Raw genomic sequence first — 16,320 nt, forward strand, 5'->3', positions numbered from 1 at the left:
CGATGCGATATGAGGATTGAATCCGATTTGCCTGAGCCTGTCGATAGCCGCTGTACTAAAAATGTGAGTAAAGCGTGCTGCCCGGCGCCGCCTCGGGGGCAGCGGCGCGCCAGGATTCGCAAGGCTGCGCCGCTCGCGTTAGAATACGGCCCTTATACCGTCCCCGTAGCTCAACCGGATAGAGCACTCGCCTTCTAAGCGAGGGGTTGCGTGTTCGAGTCACGCCGGGGGCGCCATCACAGGTGGTCCTGATGACGTTACGTCTTTCCCTGGTCCAGCTCGACTATACGGTCGGCGATTTCGACGGCAATGCCCAACTCATGGCGCAAGCCGTCGCAGCGGCCGGACCAGCCGATCTCATCGTTTTTTCCGAGCTTTCACTGTCCGGCTACTATCCCGCCGACAAACTGGACTTGCCGGCTTTCCGCGCAGGCCAGGCGCGTGCGCTGGAGCAGCTGGCGGCCGTGTCACGGCAGACCCCGGCCGCGCTGGCGTTCGGCATGGCCACGCCCAATCAGGGGCCGGGCAAGCCCTGGTTCAATAGTCTGGTGGTGCTGCAGGCGGGCCGGGAAGTTCTGCGATACCACAAGCAATTGCTGCCTGACTATGACGTGTTCAACGAGCAGCGTCATTTCGAACCCGGCCCGCGTCAGCCGGCGGTGCTGGAACTGGCCGGTGTGAAGGTGGGGTTCCTCGTGTGCGAGGATGCCTGGCACGACGCTACCAGCCTGTACGAGCAGGACCCGGCGCAGGATTTGCGGGATGCCGGGGCGCAGTTGGTGGTCAGCATCAATGCCAGCCCTTCGTGCGTGGGCAAACAGGCACAGCGCGACGCCCTGTTCACTGCCTTGAGTCGCCGCCTGCAGTTGCCGCTGGTATTCGTGAATCAGGTCGGCGGCAACGACAGCCTGGTGTTCGATGGCGCATCATTCGTGGCCGACCCCGCCGTCGGCGTGGTGGCGCGCCTGCCCTGGTTCGAGCCGGCGCAGGAAAGCCTGGCGTTTGAACCAGGCCGGGGCTTTTCCAGAAAGGCCGGCGTTCTGGACTCACCCGTGGCCCTGCCTGAACTCAACGACAGTCGTTTCTATTATCAGCAGATTTTGCTTGGACTGCGTGGCTACCTGCGCAAGATAGGCGTGCGCAGCGTGGTCGTCGGTTGCTCGGGCGGCATAGACAGCGCCTTGACCCTGGCTCTGGCCCGGGATGCGCTGGGTGCGGAAAACGTGCAGGCGGTAACCATGCCCTCGCGCGTTTCCACCGCGGGCAGCGTGTCGGATTCCGTCGATCTGTGCCGCAATCTGGGCATTGCGCTGCACGAATTTCCGATCGCGCCGCTGGTGGAGGCCTATGGCACGGGTTTCCAGGCCGCTTTTGCGAGCGAGCTCGCAGGCTTGTCGCTGGAAAACCTGCAGTCGCGCGTGCGCGGAACCATCCTGATGGCGTTTTCCAACCGCCATGGCCCCTTGCTGCTGACCACTGGCAACAAATCGGAGGTGGCGGTGGGCTACTGCACGCTGTATGGCGATACCAACGGCGGCTTGAACCTGATCGGGGATTTGTACAAAACCGAGGTGTTCGAGCTGTCGCGGGAATTCAACCGCATCCATGGCGCCGAGATCATTCCCGAAGCCATCATTACCAAGGAGCCTTCGGCAGAGCTGGCCGAAGGCCAGCGCGACAGCGATTCCTTGCCACCGTATCCGGTGCTGGATGAAATCCTGAAGTGGCATATCGAGGGCGAGGCGCTGCGTCCGCAGGAACTGGCTGCCGCGACCGATTTCGTGGAACGCCTGATGCAGGAAGCGGGGGGCGCGGAAACAGTGGCGCGGGTGCAGCAACTCGTGGCGCGCGCCGAGTTCAAGCGGCGGCAGGCGCCGCCGATACTGAAGTTGCGTGGCCGCGCTTTCGGCGCGGGCTGGCAGATGCCGGTAGCGGCGCGCTGAACGGGCCATGTGGGTGCGCTGCCTGCATGGCGGGCAGCGCACCGGGCATTGCGCTGGGTACGACAGGGCCTATCGCAGGGCCGGGTGTTACAGATACGGCGAGGCCAGCCAGATGATCTTGTTGCGCAGCCGGCTGAGAAAAGGTTGGCTGTTGAGGTGTTTCAGCGTGACCAGCGTGGCAGATTCGATCTGCGACTGAATGCGTTGCTTGATCCAGTCGGCCGTATTTCGGTCGTAGATTTCCACATCCATTTCGAAGTTCAGGCGCAGGCTGCGTGGGTCCATATTCGACGAGCCCACGTAGGAATAGACGTCGTCCAGCGTAATCAGCTTGGAGTGATCGAAGCCGCCATTCGAGCGCCAGACGCGGCAGCCGTTGGCGATGACGAGGTCGATTTGCGCCTTCATGGCGTAATCAACCAGGCGCAGGTTGTTCTGGCCGGGAATCACGATATCCACGGCAACGCCACGGCGCGCCGTGGTGGCCAGCGCACCGATCAGGGCGGGATCAGGCAGGAAATACGGGGTCTGGATCATGACGTGATGCTGTGCGGCGGCCAGCGCACCCATGATCATGCTGTGGTTGCTTCCCAGGGCCTGATCCGGCCCCGAGGGCACGCAGCGTGCCGGTACATAGCCTGGCGTGGGAATGACGGGGAACCAGTCGCACTGGGTGTCGTACAGGGATTCGCCGGTGGTGAATTCCCAGTCATGTGCAAAGCCGTACATCAGTTGCGACACGATGGGCCCTTCCAGGCGGAAGTGGGTATCGCGCGCCATATTGTCGCCGCCATAGCGGTGGGTAAAGGCTTCGCGGATATTCATGCCGCCGGTAAAACCTAGGCAGCCGTCGATCACCAGTATCTTGCGATGGCTGCGCATATTGGCATAGGCCAGGCGCAGGCCCAGACCGGTGCTCATGAATCGTGCGTGCGGGACTTTGTGCTGGGCAAAGATCCGGGTGATGGGCGGGCGCGAATACTTTTCGCCGACGGCATCGACCAGTACGCGTACTTGTACGCCACGCTGATGGGCATCCACCAGCGCCTGGGCGAGCTCCACGCCGACGCGGTCATGGTCGAAGATATAGCTCTGCATTGCAATGCAGGTCTTGGCGTTGCGTATCGCTTCCAGCATGGCGGGATAGGTACTGTCGCCACCCGGCAGTATCTGTACCAGGTTGCCGTCGAGCAGGGGGAATTCGCTGACGCGGTCGCCCAGGGTTTTCTGGCCCGCCAGGGCCACGCCGTAGGTATGGACCAGATCGACATCGCTGGGGCGCATGTCGGGATACGCGTCCAGGTGGGTTTCGCTGCGCTGTTGCGAAACACGCTGCTCGCGCACCCGGTTGATTCCGGCAATGATGTAGAGCAGCGTGCCGAGGATAGGAGAAAGCATGACCACGCCGACCCAGCCGATGGCGGCGCGCGCATCGCGCTTGTTCATGGCGATATGCACGGCTGCCGCAAGGCTGATTATCAGCGAGACGACAAAGATGATGTGCGGCCAGTATTCCTGGAACAGGTGTTCGAGCTGATTCGTGCTGGTCACGGGTCGGTAGGCTTTTTGAGGATGTGTTGGTCGGAATGCAATATGAAACAATGCTTATTGTCGCTGATTTGACAACGATTTAGGCATTTCCGATCCGGCCAGGTCGGGGCGGCGGATGCCCTGCGTCTCGCAACGGCGTGCGTCAGGGGCTGGATCAAGCCCGCCATAGTGCCCGTATCGCCGCGCCGGGGGGCGTGCGACGGGCCGTGCGGCGTGGGCGGGGCGACAAGGATTGTCATATTCCCCGGGCGGTATTCTGCTTTCAGCCTGGTGGCGCAGCTTGCCTGCGCGTACCCGCTAACCACATACTCGTACCCGCGTATCCGCATGAGCAAGGCCCCGGGCGCCTTCAGGGCGCGCCGGGGCCGTCAGCCAGAGGGCGATGCTGTCAGTGGCGGTAGTTCAGCGTCAGCATGGCGTTGCGGGGCTCGCCATACAGCACCTGGTTGTAGAAGCCGCTCATGACGGCGTACTTCTTGTCGAATAGATTGTTGATGTTGAGCGTGGCGTCCAGCTCGGGCGTGATGGCATAACGCGCCATCACCGAGGCCAGTGCATAGGAAGACTGCTCGGTCACGGCGGCTCCCGCCGGGCTGGTGGCCGTCTGGTAGAAGCGGCTTTGCCAATTGAGACCGGCGCCCAACGTCAGTTTCCGCCAGTCTCCAGGCAGCTGCCAGGTGGTGAACAACCTGGCCGTGGTGCGCGGCAATTGCGTGCTCAGGCGGCTGCCGTTGGCATCTGCAGCGGTGAAGTGCGAGACTCCTGCGTACAGGTTCCAGCCCGGTAGCGGCTCACCCTGGATGTCGATGTCGAAGCCGCGCGATTTCGTGCCGCTGGCAGCGTAATAGGCTTGTGTGCCGTCTGGCAGCATTTGGCCTGCGTCTATCTGGGCCACGTTATCCATGCGGATATCGAACAGCGCGATGGCAGTGTTGAGCCGGCCACCCAGATACTCGCTCTTCAGGCCGATTTCACGATTCTTCCCCTTGGTGGGCGACAGCACCTGATTGTCGCGGTCTCGTGTGGTTTGCGGATTGAAAATTTCCGTGTAGCTGGCATAGATGGAATGCTGGGCGCTCAGGTCGAAGACCAGGCCGGCATAGGGCGTGAATTTGCCGGTTTCCTTGTTGTGGAAGGCCTTGCCGGCTGCCGTCTGGCTGATTTCGTAGCGGTTCAGCCGCCCCCCGGCGATCAGTTTGAGACGCTCGCTCAGCGAAAAGCGCGCCACGCCATAGATGCCGCGCTGGCGGGTTGTCGTATGGGTGAGGGTGTGCGGCTGGGCGCCGAAATCAGGGCGAGGATAGTTGCCGTTCCAGTCGTTGAAATTACCGATGGGCGTGGCGGGAAACACGAAACCGGTGCTGTTGTCATCTGCACTGCGGCGCGAGTTCATCATGCCCAGCGTCAGTTCATGGCGGCGGCCCAGCAGTTCGAATGGGCCGGAAATCATGGCATCCAGGCTGTTCTGACGAGTCTGTCCGTCGCTGGCCAGCGCGACCGGCAACAAGCCCTGCCCGGTATCGCGATCCGGGTAGCCCAGGCCGGAAAACAGCTGGGCATGCGAATGGCTGCGTTGCTGGTTGAATGACAAGCGGGCGTTCCAGCCATGGCCCAGATCCTGCTCCAGTGTGGCGAAGGCGGTGCTGATGCGGTTGTCCCAGTGGCTCCAGTCGGCGGCTAGCGTTTTCGAGCGGCGCCAGTCGGCCTGCGTGCCATCGCTGTACCAGCGTGGCACACCTCCCCAGGTCGTGCCCTCGGGCTTGATGTTCTGGTAGTCATAACCAAGGCTGAGCAGCGTCGTATCGCTAAGGTCGGCTTCGATGATGCCATAGAAGGCCTGTTTCTTCTGCTGATACAGGTCTATGAAGGAATGGCGGTCCTGGTAAGCACCGACCACGCGCATGCGGATGCGTCCGTCTTCGACCAGCGGGGTGGACAGGTCAGCCATGCCCCGGTAATTGTCCCAGGAACCGGCGCTGGCGGAGAGTTTGGCGGCGAAGTCCCGTCCGGGCCGCTTGCGCACCAGATTGACCGAAGCGGACGGATTGCCGGCGCCGGTCAGCAGGCCGGTGGCACCACGGACGACTTCGATACGGTCATAGAACGCGGTATCGAGAAAACTGGCGCCGTCGAGAAATTCGGTCGGGATGCCATCGAACTGGAAGCTGTCGATGGAGAAACCACGGGCGTGGAAACTCACACGTTCGCTGTCTAGCGTTTGTGACGAGATACCCACGGTTTGCTCCAGCGCCTGCTGTACCGAGCCCAGTTGCTGGTCATCCAGGCGCTGGCGTGTCATCACGGTGACGGATTGCGGGGTTTCGCGCAGCGAAAGCGGCAGGCGGGTGGCGGCCGATGTCTGCCGCACGGTATAGGCGCCGCTGCCTTCCGTGGCACTGTTGTCTTCCGTGGCGGTGATGACAATCGCATCCAGCGTGGCCGGACGGGCCCCGGCAGGGTCAGGAGGCATGGGTGGGCGGGCGTCCTGCGCACCGGCCACCGCGCTGAAAAGGCAGGTCGCCAGGGCCAGCGCCAGTGCGGTGGGCCGGGGCTTGCCGCAAGGGCTGGAAAACAGGGGAGGGGGGGCAATCATGATCATTGTCGCTGCAGTCTTAGTGGGCCAGTTGCTCGCGCATGGTCAGGCCGTTGTAGTAGTCGGCCAGTTGCACGATGCGCCCGTGTTCCACGCGGACGAAACTGGCGCCGCGCAGGCTGACGGGGCGGGAAGCGGCGGGTTTGCCGTCCTGGGCAGGAAACTGTGCGGTACCGCTGAATTCCCATTCGAAGGCCAGTTGCTCGCAGGCCTGCACGGGCGTGCCCAGCACTCGCCAGCGCAGGTCGGGGATCAGCCCGGTCAGTCCCTTGACGACATCGAGCACTACCTGGCTACCCTGGCGTGTGGTTGCGGCGCTGGTGCTGAAGTAGCTGACCTGGGCATCCAGCGTGGTGCCGGCCGCCAGGACATCGTGTTCATTCCAGGCGGCGATGTACTGCTGCACGACAGGCCAGGCTGGCGCGTCGCAAGAGGTCGCCAGTGCCGGGGCAACGGGCAGGAAGGCGGCCAGCCACAAGGCAGGGCGGATGACACGGGCGAGGCCGGCGCGGGAACTTTGCATCAGGATCTCCAGATGGACAGGAAACAGTGCCTGTGCCCGCCGGTATTCCTGCATGCCTGGGATCGGTACAGGGCCTAGCCGTGAAGCATGGCGTCCTACCGGGACCGGAAGTGCTGCGGCACGGAAATGGGCGGGGGGCAATTTCTGCAAACGCAGATGAAAATGATTCTGCTGCGCATGGATTTGGTGGTAAATGCCGGCGTCTGCATTTCAGAAGTGCGTCTTGCGCAATGATTACTCCTAGCTTTCCACGCAGGCGTCATGCCGGTACGATTGCGGCATACGCAATGAGGCCGGCATGTGCGTTGCCGTATGCCGGGCCGCAATGAATAGGGAAATGCCATGGAACTTCCTGACCTGAATTTGCTGGTTGCGCTGGATGTCCTGCTTGAGGAGGGCAGCGTGATCGGCGCGGCCCGGCGGATGAATCTGAGCGCGCCAGCGATGAGCCGCACGCTGGGACGCATCCGGGAAGCCCTGGGCGACCCGGTATTCGTGCAGGCAGGCCGCCGCCTGGTCCCCACGCCACGGGCGCTGGCCTTGCGCGAACAGGTCCGGCTGGCGGTGGAGCAGGCCGGACTGGTGTTCCAGCCTGCCACCGGCGTGGACCTGAAAACCCTGGAGCGTCGTTTCAGCGTACGTGCCAACGACATTTTCGTGGGTGCCCACGCTGGCCGCCTGCTGGATGTCATGGCAAGGGAGATGCCGCGCGCCATGTTGCGTTTTGCGCCGGAAGAAGATGACATCGACGATGAAGCCCTGCGCAGCGGACGCATCGACCTGTTCATCAGCGCGGCGCGCAAGCTGGGGCCGGAGATCTGCGAACAATCATTGTTCACGACATCGGTGATAGGTGTGGCGCGTGCCGGTCACCCCATCTTCGATGATGAAATCACGCCGGAGCGGTTGACGCGCTGGGGGCATATCGGTGTGTCGCGGCGCGGGAAATCCACCGGTCCGATAGACAGCGCGCTGGCGGCCCTGGGCTTGCGCCGGCATGTGGCGCTGGTCGTGCCCACGCCATATTCCGCAGTTTTCGCCCTGCGTGATTCCGACCTGCTGCTGCCGCTGCCCGGTCATCTGGCGCACGGCGCCCTGGCGGCAGGCCTGAAAATCCGGCTGTTCGATCTGCCGATTTCGCTGGCGACGGTGCCCATCACCCAGGCTTGGCATCCGCGTTTCCAGAATGATCCGGGGCATCAATGGCTGCGCCGGACCATTCGGGCGCTGTGTACCGGAGACGATGCCTCGGTTGCCTGGCAAGCCCGCTCACCGTTGATCTAAAGATTGCGTTTGATGCAATCATGAATTTAAGAGATGTCACTTTTCCGCATGCATGGCCGGGCATACATTGGGCAGGCCAGTCATGCCAATCACCGTGGTTTCTTGCTTGCGCTGCAACCCTGGCGCAGTGTCAGGACGGCGGGAGGCCAGGCTGGTCCCGTCCGGCGCGTTGCTGGCCCGGCCCGGCTGTCATCGGGTCTCTGAGGGTTGGCAGTGCGTCGGGATCAGCCGCTGTCACAGGGCGTGACGCGCGGCAGTCTGACTACAGGAAAATCCGGCCATGGCGTTCGATTCCAACTCTTTCATCATTCACGATGTCCAGGCGTTTCCGTACATCGTCTTCCGTAACGAGGCGGCCAAGCCCGGCTATGCCGGCCAGTGGCAAACCGAAATGGATGCGCTGGTGGCCAGCGGCCTGCCGTTCGTGATCGTGTACGACCAGCTCAGTCACGAAGAAGAACATGAGGACCGCAAGGTGCGGGCGCTCTGGCTCAAGCACAACAAAGAAGCTCTGGGCAAGGTATGCCTGGCGCTGATCAGTATCGAGCCGGATGAGCAAAAGCGTGAAAACGTGCGCGCCTTTGCTGCAACGGCGCAAAAGGCATTCGGTATCCGCCAGGAAGTGCTTGCCACCCATGAAGCCGCCAGGGAAATTGCAGACAGCCTGATTGCTTCCGCGCTTTAGAACAGGGGGCGCGCATGTATACGGAAGACCTGACAGTGGCGGACGTTCCCCACGAGAGCGGCTTGACTGCCCGAACCAAGGCAAGGGCCAGGACGGTGCGCCAGGATGAGCCGGCGCTGTCGCGTTTGCGCGACCTGCGCCTGCGGCCGACCATGGCGCGCATTGCGATCCTGCAGACCATGGAGGCCGTGGCGCCGGAGCCGCTGGCTGCCGAGGAAGTCCTGCGCCATCTGTTGCTGCGTAACGTGCGTACCGGCCTGGCCAGTGTCTATCGTATCCTGCGCGAGCTGGAAGAGCGCGGCATTGTGCGGCGTGAATATCGCCCCAGCCGCAATGGCGCCAAAACGCTGCACCGCCTGGTGCAACAGCATATCGACCGCCAGCAGGACAGGCTGATGTGTGTGGAGTGCGGTGGCACGGTCACCCTGGATGCGCCTGGCCTGCGCGACCAGCTGTTGCGGTTGGCGGATGCCCAGGGCTTGTCCCTGGCTGGCGGCCCGCTGATCATCCAGACCGTATGCGCAAGTTGCAGCTTGTGATTGGTTGCACCGCGGTTGCCAAGCTGAAAGACCCGAATGGGTGCTACTGGCGCCAGTTCGTATGGAAGATGGGGGCACGGTGAACCCGTCGTGCCAATGAGGGTGAAAAAGCCGCACCGGCCGGTCATGGCAGGTGCGGCTTTCGGGCGCCAGGCACAGCCTGCTGTCAGGCTGCGTTCCGGGATGCCAGGCTTCAGGCCGGCTGCAGCCTGGCCGCCTGGGTCAGCCCAGTACCAACAGGACTCGCATCAGCAGGCCGGGCCGTTCGGTGTGTCATTGCTCCGGGGCGCATTGCGGCCACGGCGTGGCGCCATTGTTGAGAATGGCGCTGCGCCAATGTTCATAGACGAAGGTCTGTTCCGGAATCTCCTTGACGCGGAACGTCCAGCGGAAACCCTCATACAGCGTTTCGTCGTTGCGCAGGCAATTGAAGAGCGGGCTCATCAGCTTGACTTCCACGGTGCTGCCTTGGGGAATGACCTGGCCTTCGGTCAGTCCATCGAAGTAGGGCGTCAGGCGGGAAATGTTGCCATTGAGATGCTCGCCGCGGACGTCCACGATGGTGTAGTTTCCATTCATGGCCGTCAGCCGGAATGTTTTCTCGGCCATCGGGGCGGTGCCGGGCTGGCTGCTGCCGCCACCGTAGTTTTCAGGTACCTGGCGGACATACGGCCAAGGTTGCAGGGCGGACTGCTCACTGGCGGAGCCGGGCGAAAAGATGTCTTCCAGGACGATGCCCCTGGCGTTGCTCAGGGAATCAATGGCGATCGTGAAATCGTAGTCCGGCAGGTCGGCAATACCGTCACTGATCTGATAGCGGAACACATACTCGCCTGGCACACTGAAGGTCTCGGACGAGGTTTTGCATAGGCCGCTGTTGCGGTTGTTGCCGTGGTTGCCGCCCTCCGGCTTGCTGATCAGGGTGCGATGGGTATAGATGGTGTCGCCGTCGGGGTCAATCACCACGGGGGTGAAGGGGATGATCATGCACGGCAGCAGCTGGTACGGGGTAGTATCCCGCAACTGCGTATGCTGGGTACGGTAGGCGATCCGGCGGATTTCCGGTGGATTGTTCACGAGCTTGGCAATGGCCTGGGTCTGGGCATAACTGCTGGAGCGCATGCCGCGGTCATCCTCGACTTCCAGACGCACGGTATAAACGCCCGGTACATCAGGAATCAGTCGGGCACGGCGGTATTCGCGGGATTCCGGTTCGATTTCCGCAACCAGCGCAGCCTGGCTGCCATCCGGTTTATCAAACAGCGACCAGTGGAAGCTAAAGGGGTCGCCGTCGGGGTCACTGGCGCTGGATGCCAGGAACAGCATGGGCTCGTTGACCAGCACGGATGCTGCAATGGGTTTGATCGTGCCGGCCGAGGGCGTATTGTTGACACCGCCGATTTTGGCGGTGACGGTGGCGGTCGAGACGAGCTCGTTGACGCCATCGGAAACCGTCATGCGGACGGTATAGTCGCCAGCCAGATCCAGCTTCTGAATCTTTTGATAGGTAGGCATGCCGGAGCCAGGAAGTGCCTCGACCAGCGTGGCAGTGCTGCCTTGGGGGATAGTGATCAATTCGGCCTTGATCAGTTGTATCGGTTCGCCTTCCGGGTCATAGCCTTCAAAGATGAAGTTCGCGCGGCCGCCAACTTCCTGTTCGCCGACGCTGCTGGACGGATAGTAGCCAGTGCCGACCAATTGCCCTGCCAGCGGCAGGTTCTTGCCGGGGAAACTGTCAGGTTTCACGACCGTCACTTTGACTTTCTGTATCGCGCTTTGCCAGTTGCCGTCATAGACAAAGAATTCGAGCAGGTAGTCACCGACGGCGGCCGGCGTGAAGCTGGGACGTGCCGAATTCGCATTCGCCAGTTCCGGCAAAGGCGAATAGGCCGGGGCCGCCCCGTACTGGGCGAAACGCCAGCGGTATTGCAGGGGTTGCTGATCCGGGTCATAGCTGGCGCTGCCGTCGAGCCTGGCGGTTTCGCCGAGCTTGATGGTGATGTCTTCAGCCACGGCAACGGGCGGCGCATTGCCCGAGGATACGGTGACTTCCACGCGGGCGGGCTGGCTGTCCTTGCCGTTGTGGCTGACCACCAGCTGCAGGATGTAGCTGCCGGCGATATCCAGGTGCAAGGTGGCATTGCCCGAGGTGTAGTCGGAAATATTGCCGGCGCTGCCTTCGGGTTTTTCCAGCAGCGTCCAGAGGTAGCTCAAGGCGCCGGAGGAGCCGGTGGGAGCCAGGCTGGCGGTACCGTCCAGGCCCAGGGTGGCGGTGCCCAGCCGGACGCTGTATTGCGTCTGGGTGATGGCGACCGGTTCGGTATTGTTTGCCGTAATGACGACGCGGGAGGGCTTGCTCGAAGCAGTCCCATCATGGACGATCAGGTCGGCCGTATAAGTGCCCGGCAGGTCGGCAGTGAAGCTGGGCGCCTGCGTGTTGTCGCCGTTGAGCGATGCCGTGCTGCTGGTCGGCTTGCCCGCCAGCGTCCACTTGTAGGACAGGCTGCCTTGGTTGGGAGAGCTGCCGGAACCCCGCAGGGTGACGATATCGCCCATGTTCACGGTCTGATTGCTGCCTGCATCGGCAACCGGCAGGCTGGTTTCGGTCGGCGGGGAGGAATCGCTGCCGCCGCCGCAAGCGGCGAGAAACAGGGCGGCGCCCAGTCCAGCCGCAAGATTGCGTAGTGAGAATTTCATGGTGGTGAACTTCCTATGCTGAAAAGTCACGCCCGGCAGGCCGGACGCGGAATGAAAGCGCGCTTGCCCGGGCGCGCTGGAATGAGGATCGGGTTCAGAAGGTCATCGTCATGCCCAGGCGCGCCGTGCGTCCCGGCGCAGGCACAATGCCAAGGCTGAGCGCGTCGAGGTAAAAACGGTCGGTCAGGTTGTCGATGGTGAAATTCACGCTGAACTGGTCGGTGACCTTGTAGTTGGCGTAGAGGTCGAAGAGCCGGTAGGAGTGCCAGAGCACGGGAGCGTTGAAGCCGACCTGGGCGTTGTAGCGTGGCACCTGGTTGCGTTCGCCCATGAGGATGGCGCGCAGGCCGAGATCCAGGCGGCGGTCCAGCAGGCGCGTTCCCAGCGTGACGCTGGCATGCCAGTTGGGCGGGATCATGTTGCTGATATAGCTTTGGGCAATGCCGTAATTGGTGCAGTAATCCCGCACGCGGCTGCCGACGTTGCACACTTCGATGCGCGTGTAGCGCGTGGCGCCGAAGTGGGTATAGATCATGCCCAGGTCATAGCTGCCGGACAGTTCCAGGCCCTCGAAACGGACCCCCTGGATATTGCGCATGCGGAAAAAACCATAGGAGGCGCCTTCTTCCCACATATTCGGTATCGTGCGTGTGAGATAGTCCTTGGTGTGGTTGCGGAAGTAGGCGAATTTCAGGCGCAGCTTGTCGTTGCTGCGCAGCAGGCCGTCCCGCATGTAATTGATGCCGACTTCTTTGTTCTTGGTGTGTTCGGGTTTGAGGTCTATATCCAGGGCGGGTCCGACGGACCAGCCGGATGTGGTTTCGAACAGGCTGGGCATGCGCAGCGCCTCGGCATAGCGGCCGTAGAACTGCAAGCCGTCGATCGGCTCCCAGACCAGGCTGAACATGGGGGCCGAGCCACTTTTCCGGTTCTTGTAGAACACGGCATCGCATTCACCATCGCCATCGGCATCGTTGCAGTACTGGCTGTTTTCGGCCACCGGCAGGGCATTATTGTCCTCGGAACCAAACCAGGTCTGGCGGATGCCGGCATTAAGTGTGACGCTGGGCAATACCGTCCAGGCCAGGTTGCCGAAGGTGCTGGCTTCCCAGCGTTTGCCCGAGCGAGCGCCACCATAGAAGCCGGTGTAGCTGCCCTCGGCGACATCGGTATTCATTTTTTCCTGTTGCCCGGCCACGCCATATTCAAGTTTGATCCCGCCCAGGACATCGAACTGCATGGTGTTGCTGATGTCGCCGCCCCAGCGCCGGTAGGTTTCCTCCCGATGCGTGTTTTTTTCGATATCTACGCTATAGATTTCAGGCGTATTGATATCGCTGCGGTTGTCGGTGTGCCAGAGATTGGTATGCAGCGATATCCAGTTGTTGTCCTGAGGTTGCCAGCGGTGGCGCAGGGCATAGGTGTCCTGCTTTACCTGGCTGGGGATCCACTGGCGAGCCTGGCCGAAGCCCTGGATCTGGGAGGGCATCATTTCGCCGAAGTCGCTGGAATAGCGCAGGTAGCTCAGGTCCAGTTCGCTGGCATCGTTCAGGTAGATATTGCTCTTGAGCAGGAAGGATTTGCTCTCGTACTGGGTATTGGGGATACGTTCTCCGGCGCGAAAGCGCGAGACGCCTTCGATGGAAACCGGCGTTTCCCAGTACCAGCCTGCGAACTGCTTTTCGCCCTGCTTGATATACGGGGACGGGCCGTGGCGCCCGGCGTAATAGTTGCCCTGCTTGCGCTGCGCATAGGCGGCAACCAGGTCGATGTGTTCCAGCCGCTTGGCGATGGCAATGCTGCCGGCGAAGCTCTTCGGGCGGTAGGTGCCGGGCCGGTCCATGCCGTCGTCAGGGGCGAAGCTGTCCGGCATGGTGTAGTCCTCGGAGCAATAGCTGCTGATCCGGCAATCGGAACGGTAGGCGTTTTTCTCCAGGAAGTAGCCAGCATACGTGCCGGGGTCGGGGGCGGAACCGCTGTTGTTGCCTGTGGCGCTGCCGCGCACGCGCATGCCGAAGCTGTCGCCATCGGGAACAATATCCTCTGCATTGATGGTACGCATGCTGACCAGCCCGCCGGTGGCGCCCGTGCCTTGGGCGGACATGGTCGGGCCTTTGTCGATCTGGACGCTGCCTATCAGGTCCGGATCGACATAGCTGCGCGAGGCGACCCCGGCATAACCGCGGTATACCGTGGTTTCCTGGCGTGTGCCGTCAATCAGGACAGGCACCCGTCCCTGGCCCTGCATCCCGCGCACATTCACGTCCAGGCCGCCGCTGTTGCGGTTTTCCCCGACCAGCACGCCAGGGATGCCGCGAAAGATATCACCGACGGACAGCCCGCGTGAACGCTCGATATCTTCGCGGTTGAGTACGGCCTGCGAACCTGCGGTGCGGTAGGGACTGTCGCGCAGGTCTTCCTCGCGCAGGGCAGTGACCTGGACGGTATCCAGTTCCACTACGCTGGCAGCTTTTTTCAAGGCGTAGCCGTTGGGGCGTCGTTCAAGTACATAGCCGCTGCCGCGCAGCAGATGGTCAAAGCCTTCTCTGATGGTATAGCTGCCTTGCAGGCCGGCGCTTTGCAGATTGTCCAGCTGTGCCGAATCGAAGGAAAGCAGGACGCCCGACTGCGCAGCATAGCGGGCCAGGACTGTGCCCAGCGGCCCTGGCGCGAGCCGGATGTCGCGTTTTTCGCTTTCAGCATGCGCTTGTTGCGCCGCGCCTTGCGCCTGCGCGGCATCCGGCAGCTGGCCGATGATCAGCAGGCTGGCCAGGCAGGCCAGGTAGATGGCACTGGGCGTGTTGCCATGGCGTGCAGGAGGCGCGGACGCACGCAAGGAAAGGGCCGGGCGGGGTACGGAACGCAGCATGGTGGTTTTTCGTCGCAAGAACTGGAAGAAGATGACCCCCCATCCCCGGAACGGTGATGATGGAGGCTCTTACTTGTTCTATCGGGTGAGATTGAAAAACCGCGCAAAAAAATTTGTATCAACTGCGGCCGAGGACGATCCAGTATGGGGTACGACGCGTGATGCGCAGTTGCAGGGTGTCGGCCAGCAGGGCCAGGCTGGCGTCCGTATCGCGCAAGGAAAAGGACCCCGAGGCACGCAGGCCGGCAATTTCGGGCTGAACCTGCAACAGGCCGGGGCGATAGCGCCCGAGCTCTGCCAGCAGGGTGTCCAGGCGCATACCGTTGGCCACCAGCAGACCATGGCGCCACATCAATGCGTCCGGCGTCGCGTGCCGAACGGCGCCTGGCGTGCCGGTGCGGCTGAAGTCCATGGCCTGGCCGGGTTCCAGTACGATAAAGTCCCGGGTTTCGCCATGGCGCCTCAGGGCGACCCGGCCTTCGTGCACCGCCACTTCGGTGCGGTCGGCATGTTGGCGGACCACGTAGCCGGTACCCAGCGCACGTGCGGTACCTTCCCGGGTTTCCACCAGCAAGGGGCGTTGCAGCGGGTCGGGTTGCCGGGCGGATTCCAGGAAAATTTCGCCTGCGCGCAGGCGTATGCGCCGTTCCTGCGCGGTGAAGCGGATATCGACAGCTGTGTCGGTATTCATGACAAGCAGCGAGCCGTCATCCAGCCGCTGTTCGCTGATTTCGCCCAGCCTCGTGTGCCAGTCGGAAACCGGTTGCCATGGCCCGCCCGCGAGGCCGTCCGCATGGTAGCGATAGGACAGCCAGCCCAGGGGGGCAGCCAGGGCCAGCATGCCCAGGCCGCGCATCATGCGGCGCCGGCCCTGGGATCTGGAAAGGGCCATGGCCGGCAGGACCTGCGGCTGCACCTGGGCAGGAATCTGGTTGAAGATTGCCATCAGCGCCTGCACCCGCGACCATGCTTCCGTATGCTGCGGGCTGCGTTGTTGCCAGGCGCGCAGTGAGGCAGTTTCGTCGGCGCTCAGCGCACCTTCATCGAAACGAGCCAGCCATGCGGCGGCTTCGTTCAGGATGCGAGGGTCGATGTCGGTATCCGAAGCCATGTCGCCAGCGTCAGGAGGCAGCCAGGGACAGGCAGGCCAGATAAGCGCGCTGGACGTGGCGCTTGACGGAGGTTTCGGCCATGCCCAGGCGTTCGGCGATTTCCGCATGTCGCATGCCATCGACACGCACCATCAGGAAAATCGTGCGGGTGCGTTCTGGCATGGCACCCAGCATGGCGTCGATGCGCATCAATGCTTCGCGTACTAGCAGGATGGATTCGGGCGAGGGCGCTTCCGCTTCCGGCTGCGCAGCCAGTGCTTCCAGATAGATGCGTTCGACTTCCTGGTGGCGCCAGTGGTCGATAAGCCTGGCCTTGGCGATGCGCACCAGCAAGGCGCGGGGGTTGTCGCCAATGTCCACTCCGCCCTTGCGTATCAGCAGCTGGACAAAAGTGTCCTGCGCGAAGTCGGCGGCATCGGCGGGCGTGGAGACCCAGCGCCGCAGCCAGCGTTCCAGCCATCCATAGTGACTATCGTACAGGTGCGCAGCCAAGGTACCATTCATGGAAGCCAGACCAGACATGA

The 16,320-nt window shown here is 62.5% G+C and carries 11 protein-coding genes and 1 tRNA gene; 5 read left to right on the plus strand and 7 right to left on the minus strand.

Annotation, left to right across the window (positions count from 1 at the left end):
• The first annotated feature begins 159 nt into the window (after positions 1–159).
• Both EV679_RS05630 and EV679_RS05635 read left to right on the plus strand, forming a co-directional pair.
• Positions 160–236: transfer RNA gene (locus EV679_RS05630), tRNA-Arg, on the plus strand.
• 15 nt (positions 237–251) lie between these two features.
• On the plus strand, positions 252–1,943 hold the full coding sequence (locus tag EV679_RS05635) for an NAD+ synthase (RefSeq protein ID WP_130486652.1): 1,692 nt from the start codon (positions 252–254) through the stop codon (positions 1,941–1,943).
• Between the two features lie 87 nt (positions 1,944–2,030).
• On the opposite strand, the gene cls is transcribed toward EV679_RS05635, so the two are convergent.
• The 3 genes from cls to EV679_RS05650 all read right to left on the minus strand — a co-directional run bounded on the left by cls (position 2,031) and on the right by EV679_RS05650 (position 6,610).
• On the minus strand, positions 2,031–3,494 hold the full coding sequence (gene cls / locus EV679_RS05640) for a cardiolipin synthase (RefSeq protein ID WP_068366400.1): 1,464 nt from the start codon (positions 3,492–3,494) through the stop codon (positions 2,031–2,033).
• Between the two features lie 388 nt (positions 3,495–3,882).
• Positions 3,883–6,087: a TonB-dependent siderophore receptor gene (locus EV679_RS05645; protein WP_207224892.1), complete on the minus strand. Its 2,205-nt coding sequence runs from the start codon at positions 6,085–6,087 to the stop codon at positions 3,883–3,885.
• Positions 6,088–6,106: 19 nt separating this feature from the next.
• On the minus strand, positions 6,107–6,610 hold the full coding sequence (locus EV679_RS05650) for an ester cyclase (protein ID WP_165389955.1): 504 nt from the start codon (positions 6,608–6,610) through the stop codon (positions 6,107–6,109).
• 342 nt (positions 6,611–6,952) lie between these two features.
• Between EV679_RS05650 and EV679_RS05655 the strand changes: the two genes are divergently transcribed.
• The 3 genes from EV679_RS05655 (at position 6,953) to EV679_RS05665 (ending at position 9,118) form a co-directional block, all read left to right on the plus strand.
• Positions 6,953–7,894 (plus strand): LysR family transcriptional regulator, encoded by a 942-nt coding sequence (locus EV679_RS05655; protein WP_068366391.1) that lies wholly within the window; start codon positions 6,953–6,955, stop codon positions 7,892–7,894.
• Between the two features lie 280 nt (positions 7,895–8,174).
• Positions 8,175–8,579: a hypothetical protein gene (locus EV679_RS05660; RefSeq protein ID WP_130486654.1), complete on the plus strand. Its 405-nt coding sequence runs from the start codon at positions 8,175–8,177 to the stop codon at positions 8,577–8,579.
• Positions 8,580–8,593: 14 nt separating this feature from the next.
• Complete coding sequence (locus EV679_RS05665; protein ID WP_127774946.1) at positions 8,594–9,118, plus strand: Fur family transcriptional regulator; 525 nt, start codon at positions 8,594–8,596, stop codon at positions 9,116–9,118.
• A gap of 273 nt (positions 9,119–9,391) precedes the next feature.
• On the opposite strand, the gene EV679_RS05670 is transcribed toward EV679_RS05665, so the two are convergent.
• The 4 genes from EV679_RS05670 to EV679_RS05685 form a co-directional block, all read right to left on the minus strand.
• Positions 9,392–11,815, minus strand: coding sequence for a PKD domain-containing protein (locus EV679_RS05670; RefSeq protein WP_130486655.1), 2,424 nt, complete (start codon positions 11,813–11,815; stop codon positions 9,392–9,394).
• Positions 11,816–11,909: 94 nt separating this feature from the next.
• On the minus strand, positions 11,910–14,684 hold the full coding sequence (locus tag EV679_RS05675) for a TonB-dependent receptor (protein ID WP_130486656.1): 2,775 nt from the start codon (positions 14,682–14,684) through the stop codon (positions 11,910–11,912).
• A gap of 118 nt (positions 14,685–14,802) precedes the next feature.
• The gene (locus tag EV679_RS05680) at positions 14,803–15,795 is read right to left on the minus strand and encodes a FecR domain-containing protein (RefSeq protein WP_165389956.1); all 993 of its coding nucleotides are present in this window, start codon (positions 15,793–15,795) and stop codon (positions 14,803–14,805) included.
• A gap of 10 nt (positions 15,796–15,805) precedes the next feature.
• On the minus strand, positions 15,806–16,300 hold the full coding sequence (locus tag EV679_RS05685) for a sigma-70 family RNA polymerase sigma factor (RefSeq protein WP_068367653.1): 495 nt from the start codon (positions 16,298–16,300) through the stop codon (positions 15,806–15,808).
• Positions 16,301–16,320 lie beyond the last annotated feature (20 nt).

The organism is Kerstersia gyiorum (assembly GCF_004216755.1).
Classification (GTDB): Bacteria; Pseudomonadota; Gammaproteobacteria; order Burkholderiales; family Burkholderiaceae_B; genus Kerstersia; species Kerstersia gyiorum.

Bases quoted from the DNA above. Each gene is read 5' to 3' on its own strand.
- EV679_RS05660 (WP_130486654.1), top strand. From the start codon at position 8,175: ATGGCGTTCGATTCCAACTCTTTCATCATTCACGATGTCCAGGCGTTT.
- EV679_RS05650 (WP_165389955.1), bottom strand. From the start codon at position 6,610: ATGCAAAGTTCCCGCGCCGGCCTCGCCCGTGTCATCCGCCCTGCCTTG.
- EV679_RS05680 (WP_165389956.1), bottom strand. From the start codon at position 15,795: ATGGCTTCGGATACCGACATCGACCCTCGCATCCTGAACGAAGCCGCC.
- EV679_RS05675 (WP_130486656.1), bottom strand. From the start codon at position 14,684: ATGCTGCGTTCCGTACCCCGCCCGGCCCTTTCCTTGCGTGCGTCCGCG.
- EV679_RS05655 (WP_068366391.1), top strand. From the start codon at position 6,953: ATGGAACTTCCTGACCTGAATTTGCTGGTTGCGCTGGATGTCCTGCTT.
- EV679_RS05670 (WP_130486655.1), bottom strand. From the start codon at position 11,815: ATGAAATTCTCACTACGCAATCTTGCGGCTGGACTGGGCGCCGCCCTG.
- EV679_RS05635 (WP_130486652.1), top strand. From the start codon at position 252: ATGACGTTACGTCTTTCCCTGGTCCAGCTCGACTATACGGTCGGCGAT.
- EV679_RS05685 (WP_068367653.1), bottom strand. From the start codon at position 16,300: ATGAATGGTACCTTGGCTGCGCACCTGTACGATAGTCACTATGGATGG.
- EV679_RS05665 (WP_127774946.1), top strand. From the start codon at position 8,594: ATGTATACGGAAGACCTGACAGTGGCGGACGTTCCCCACGAGAGCGGC.
- EV679_RS05645 (WP_207224892.1), bottom strand. From the start codon at position 6,087: ATGATTGCCCCCCCTCCCCTGTTTTCCAGCCCTTGCGGCAAGCCCCGG.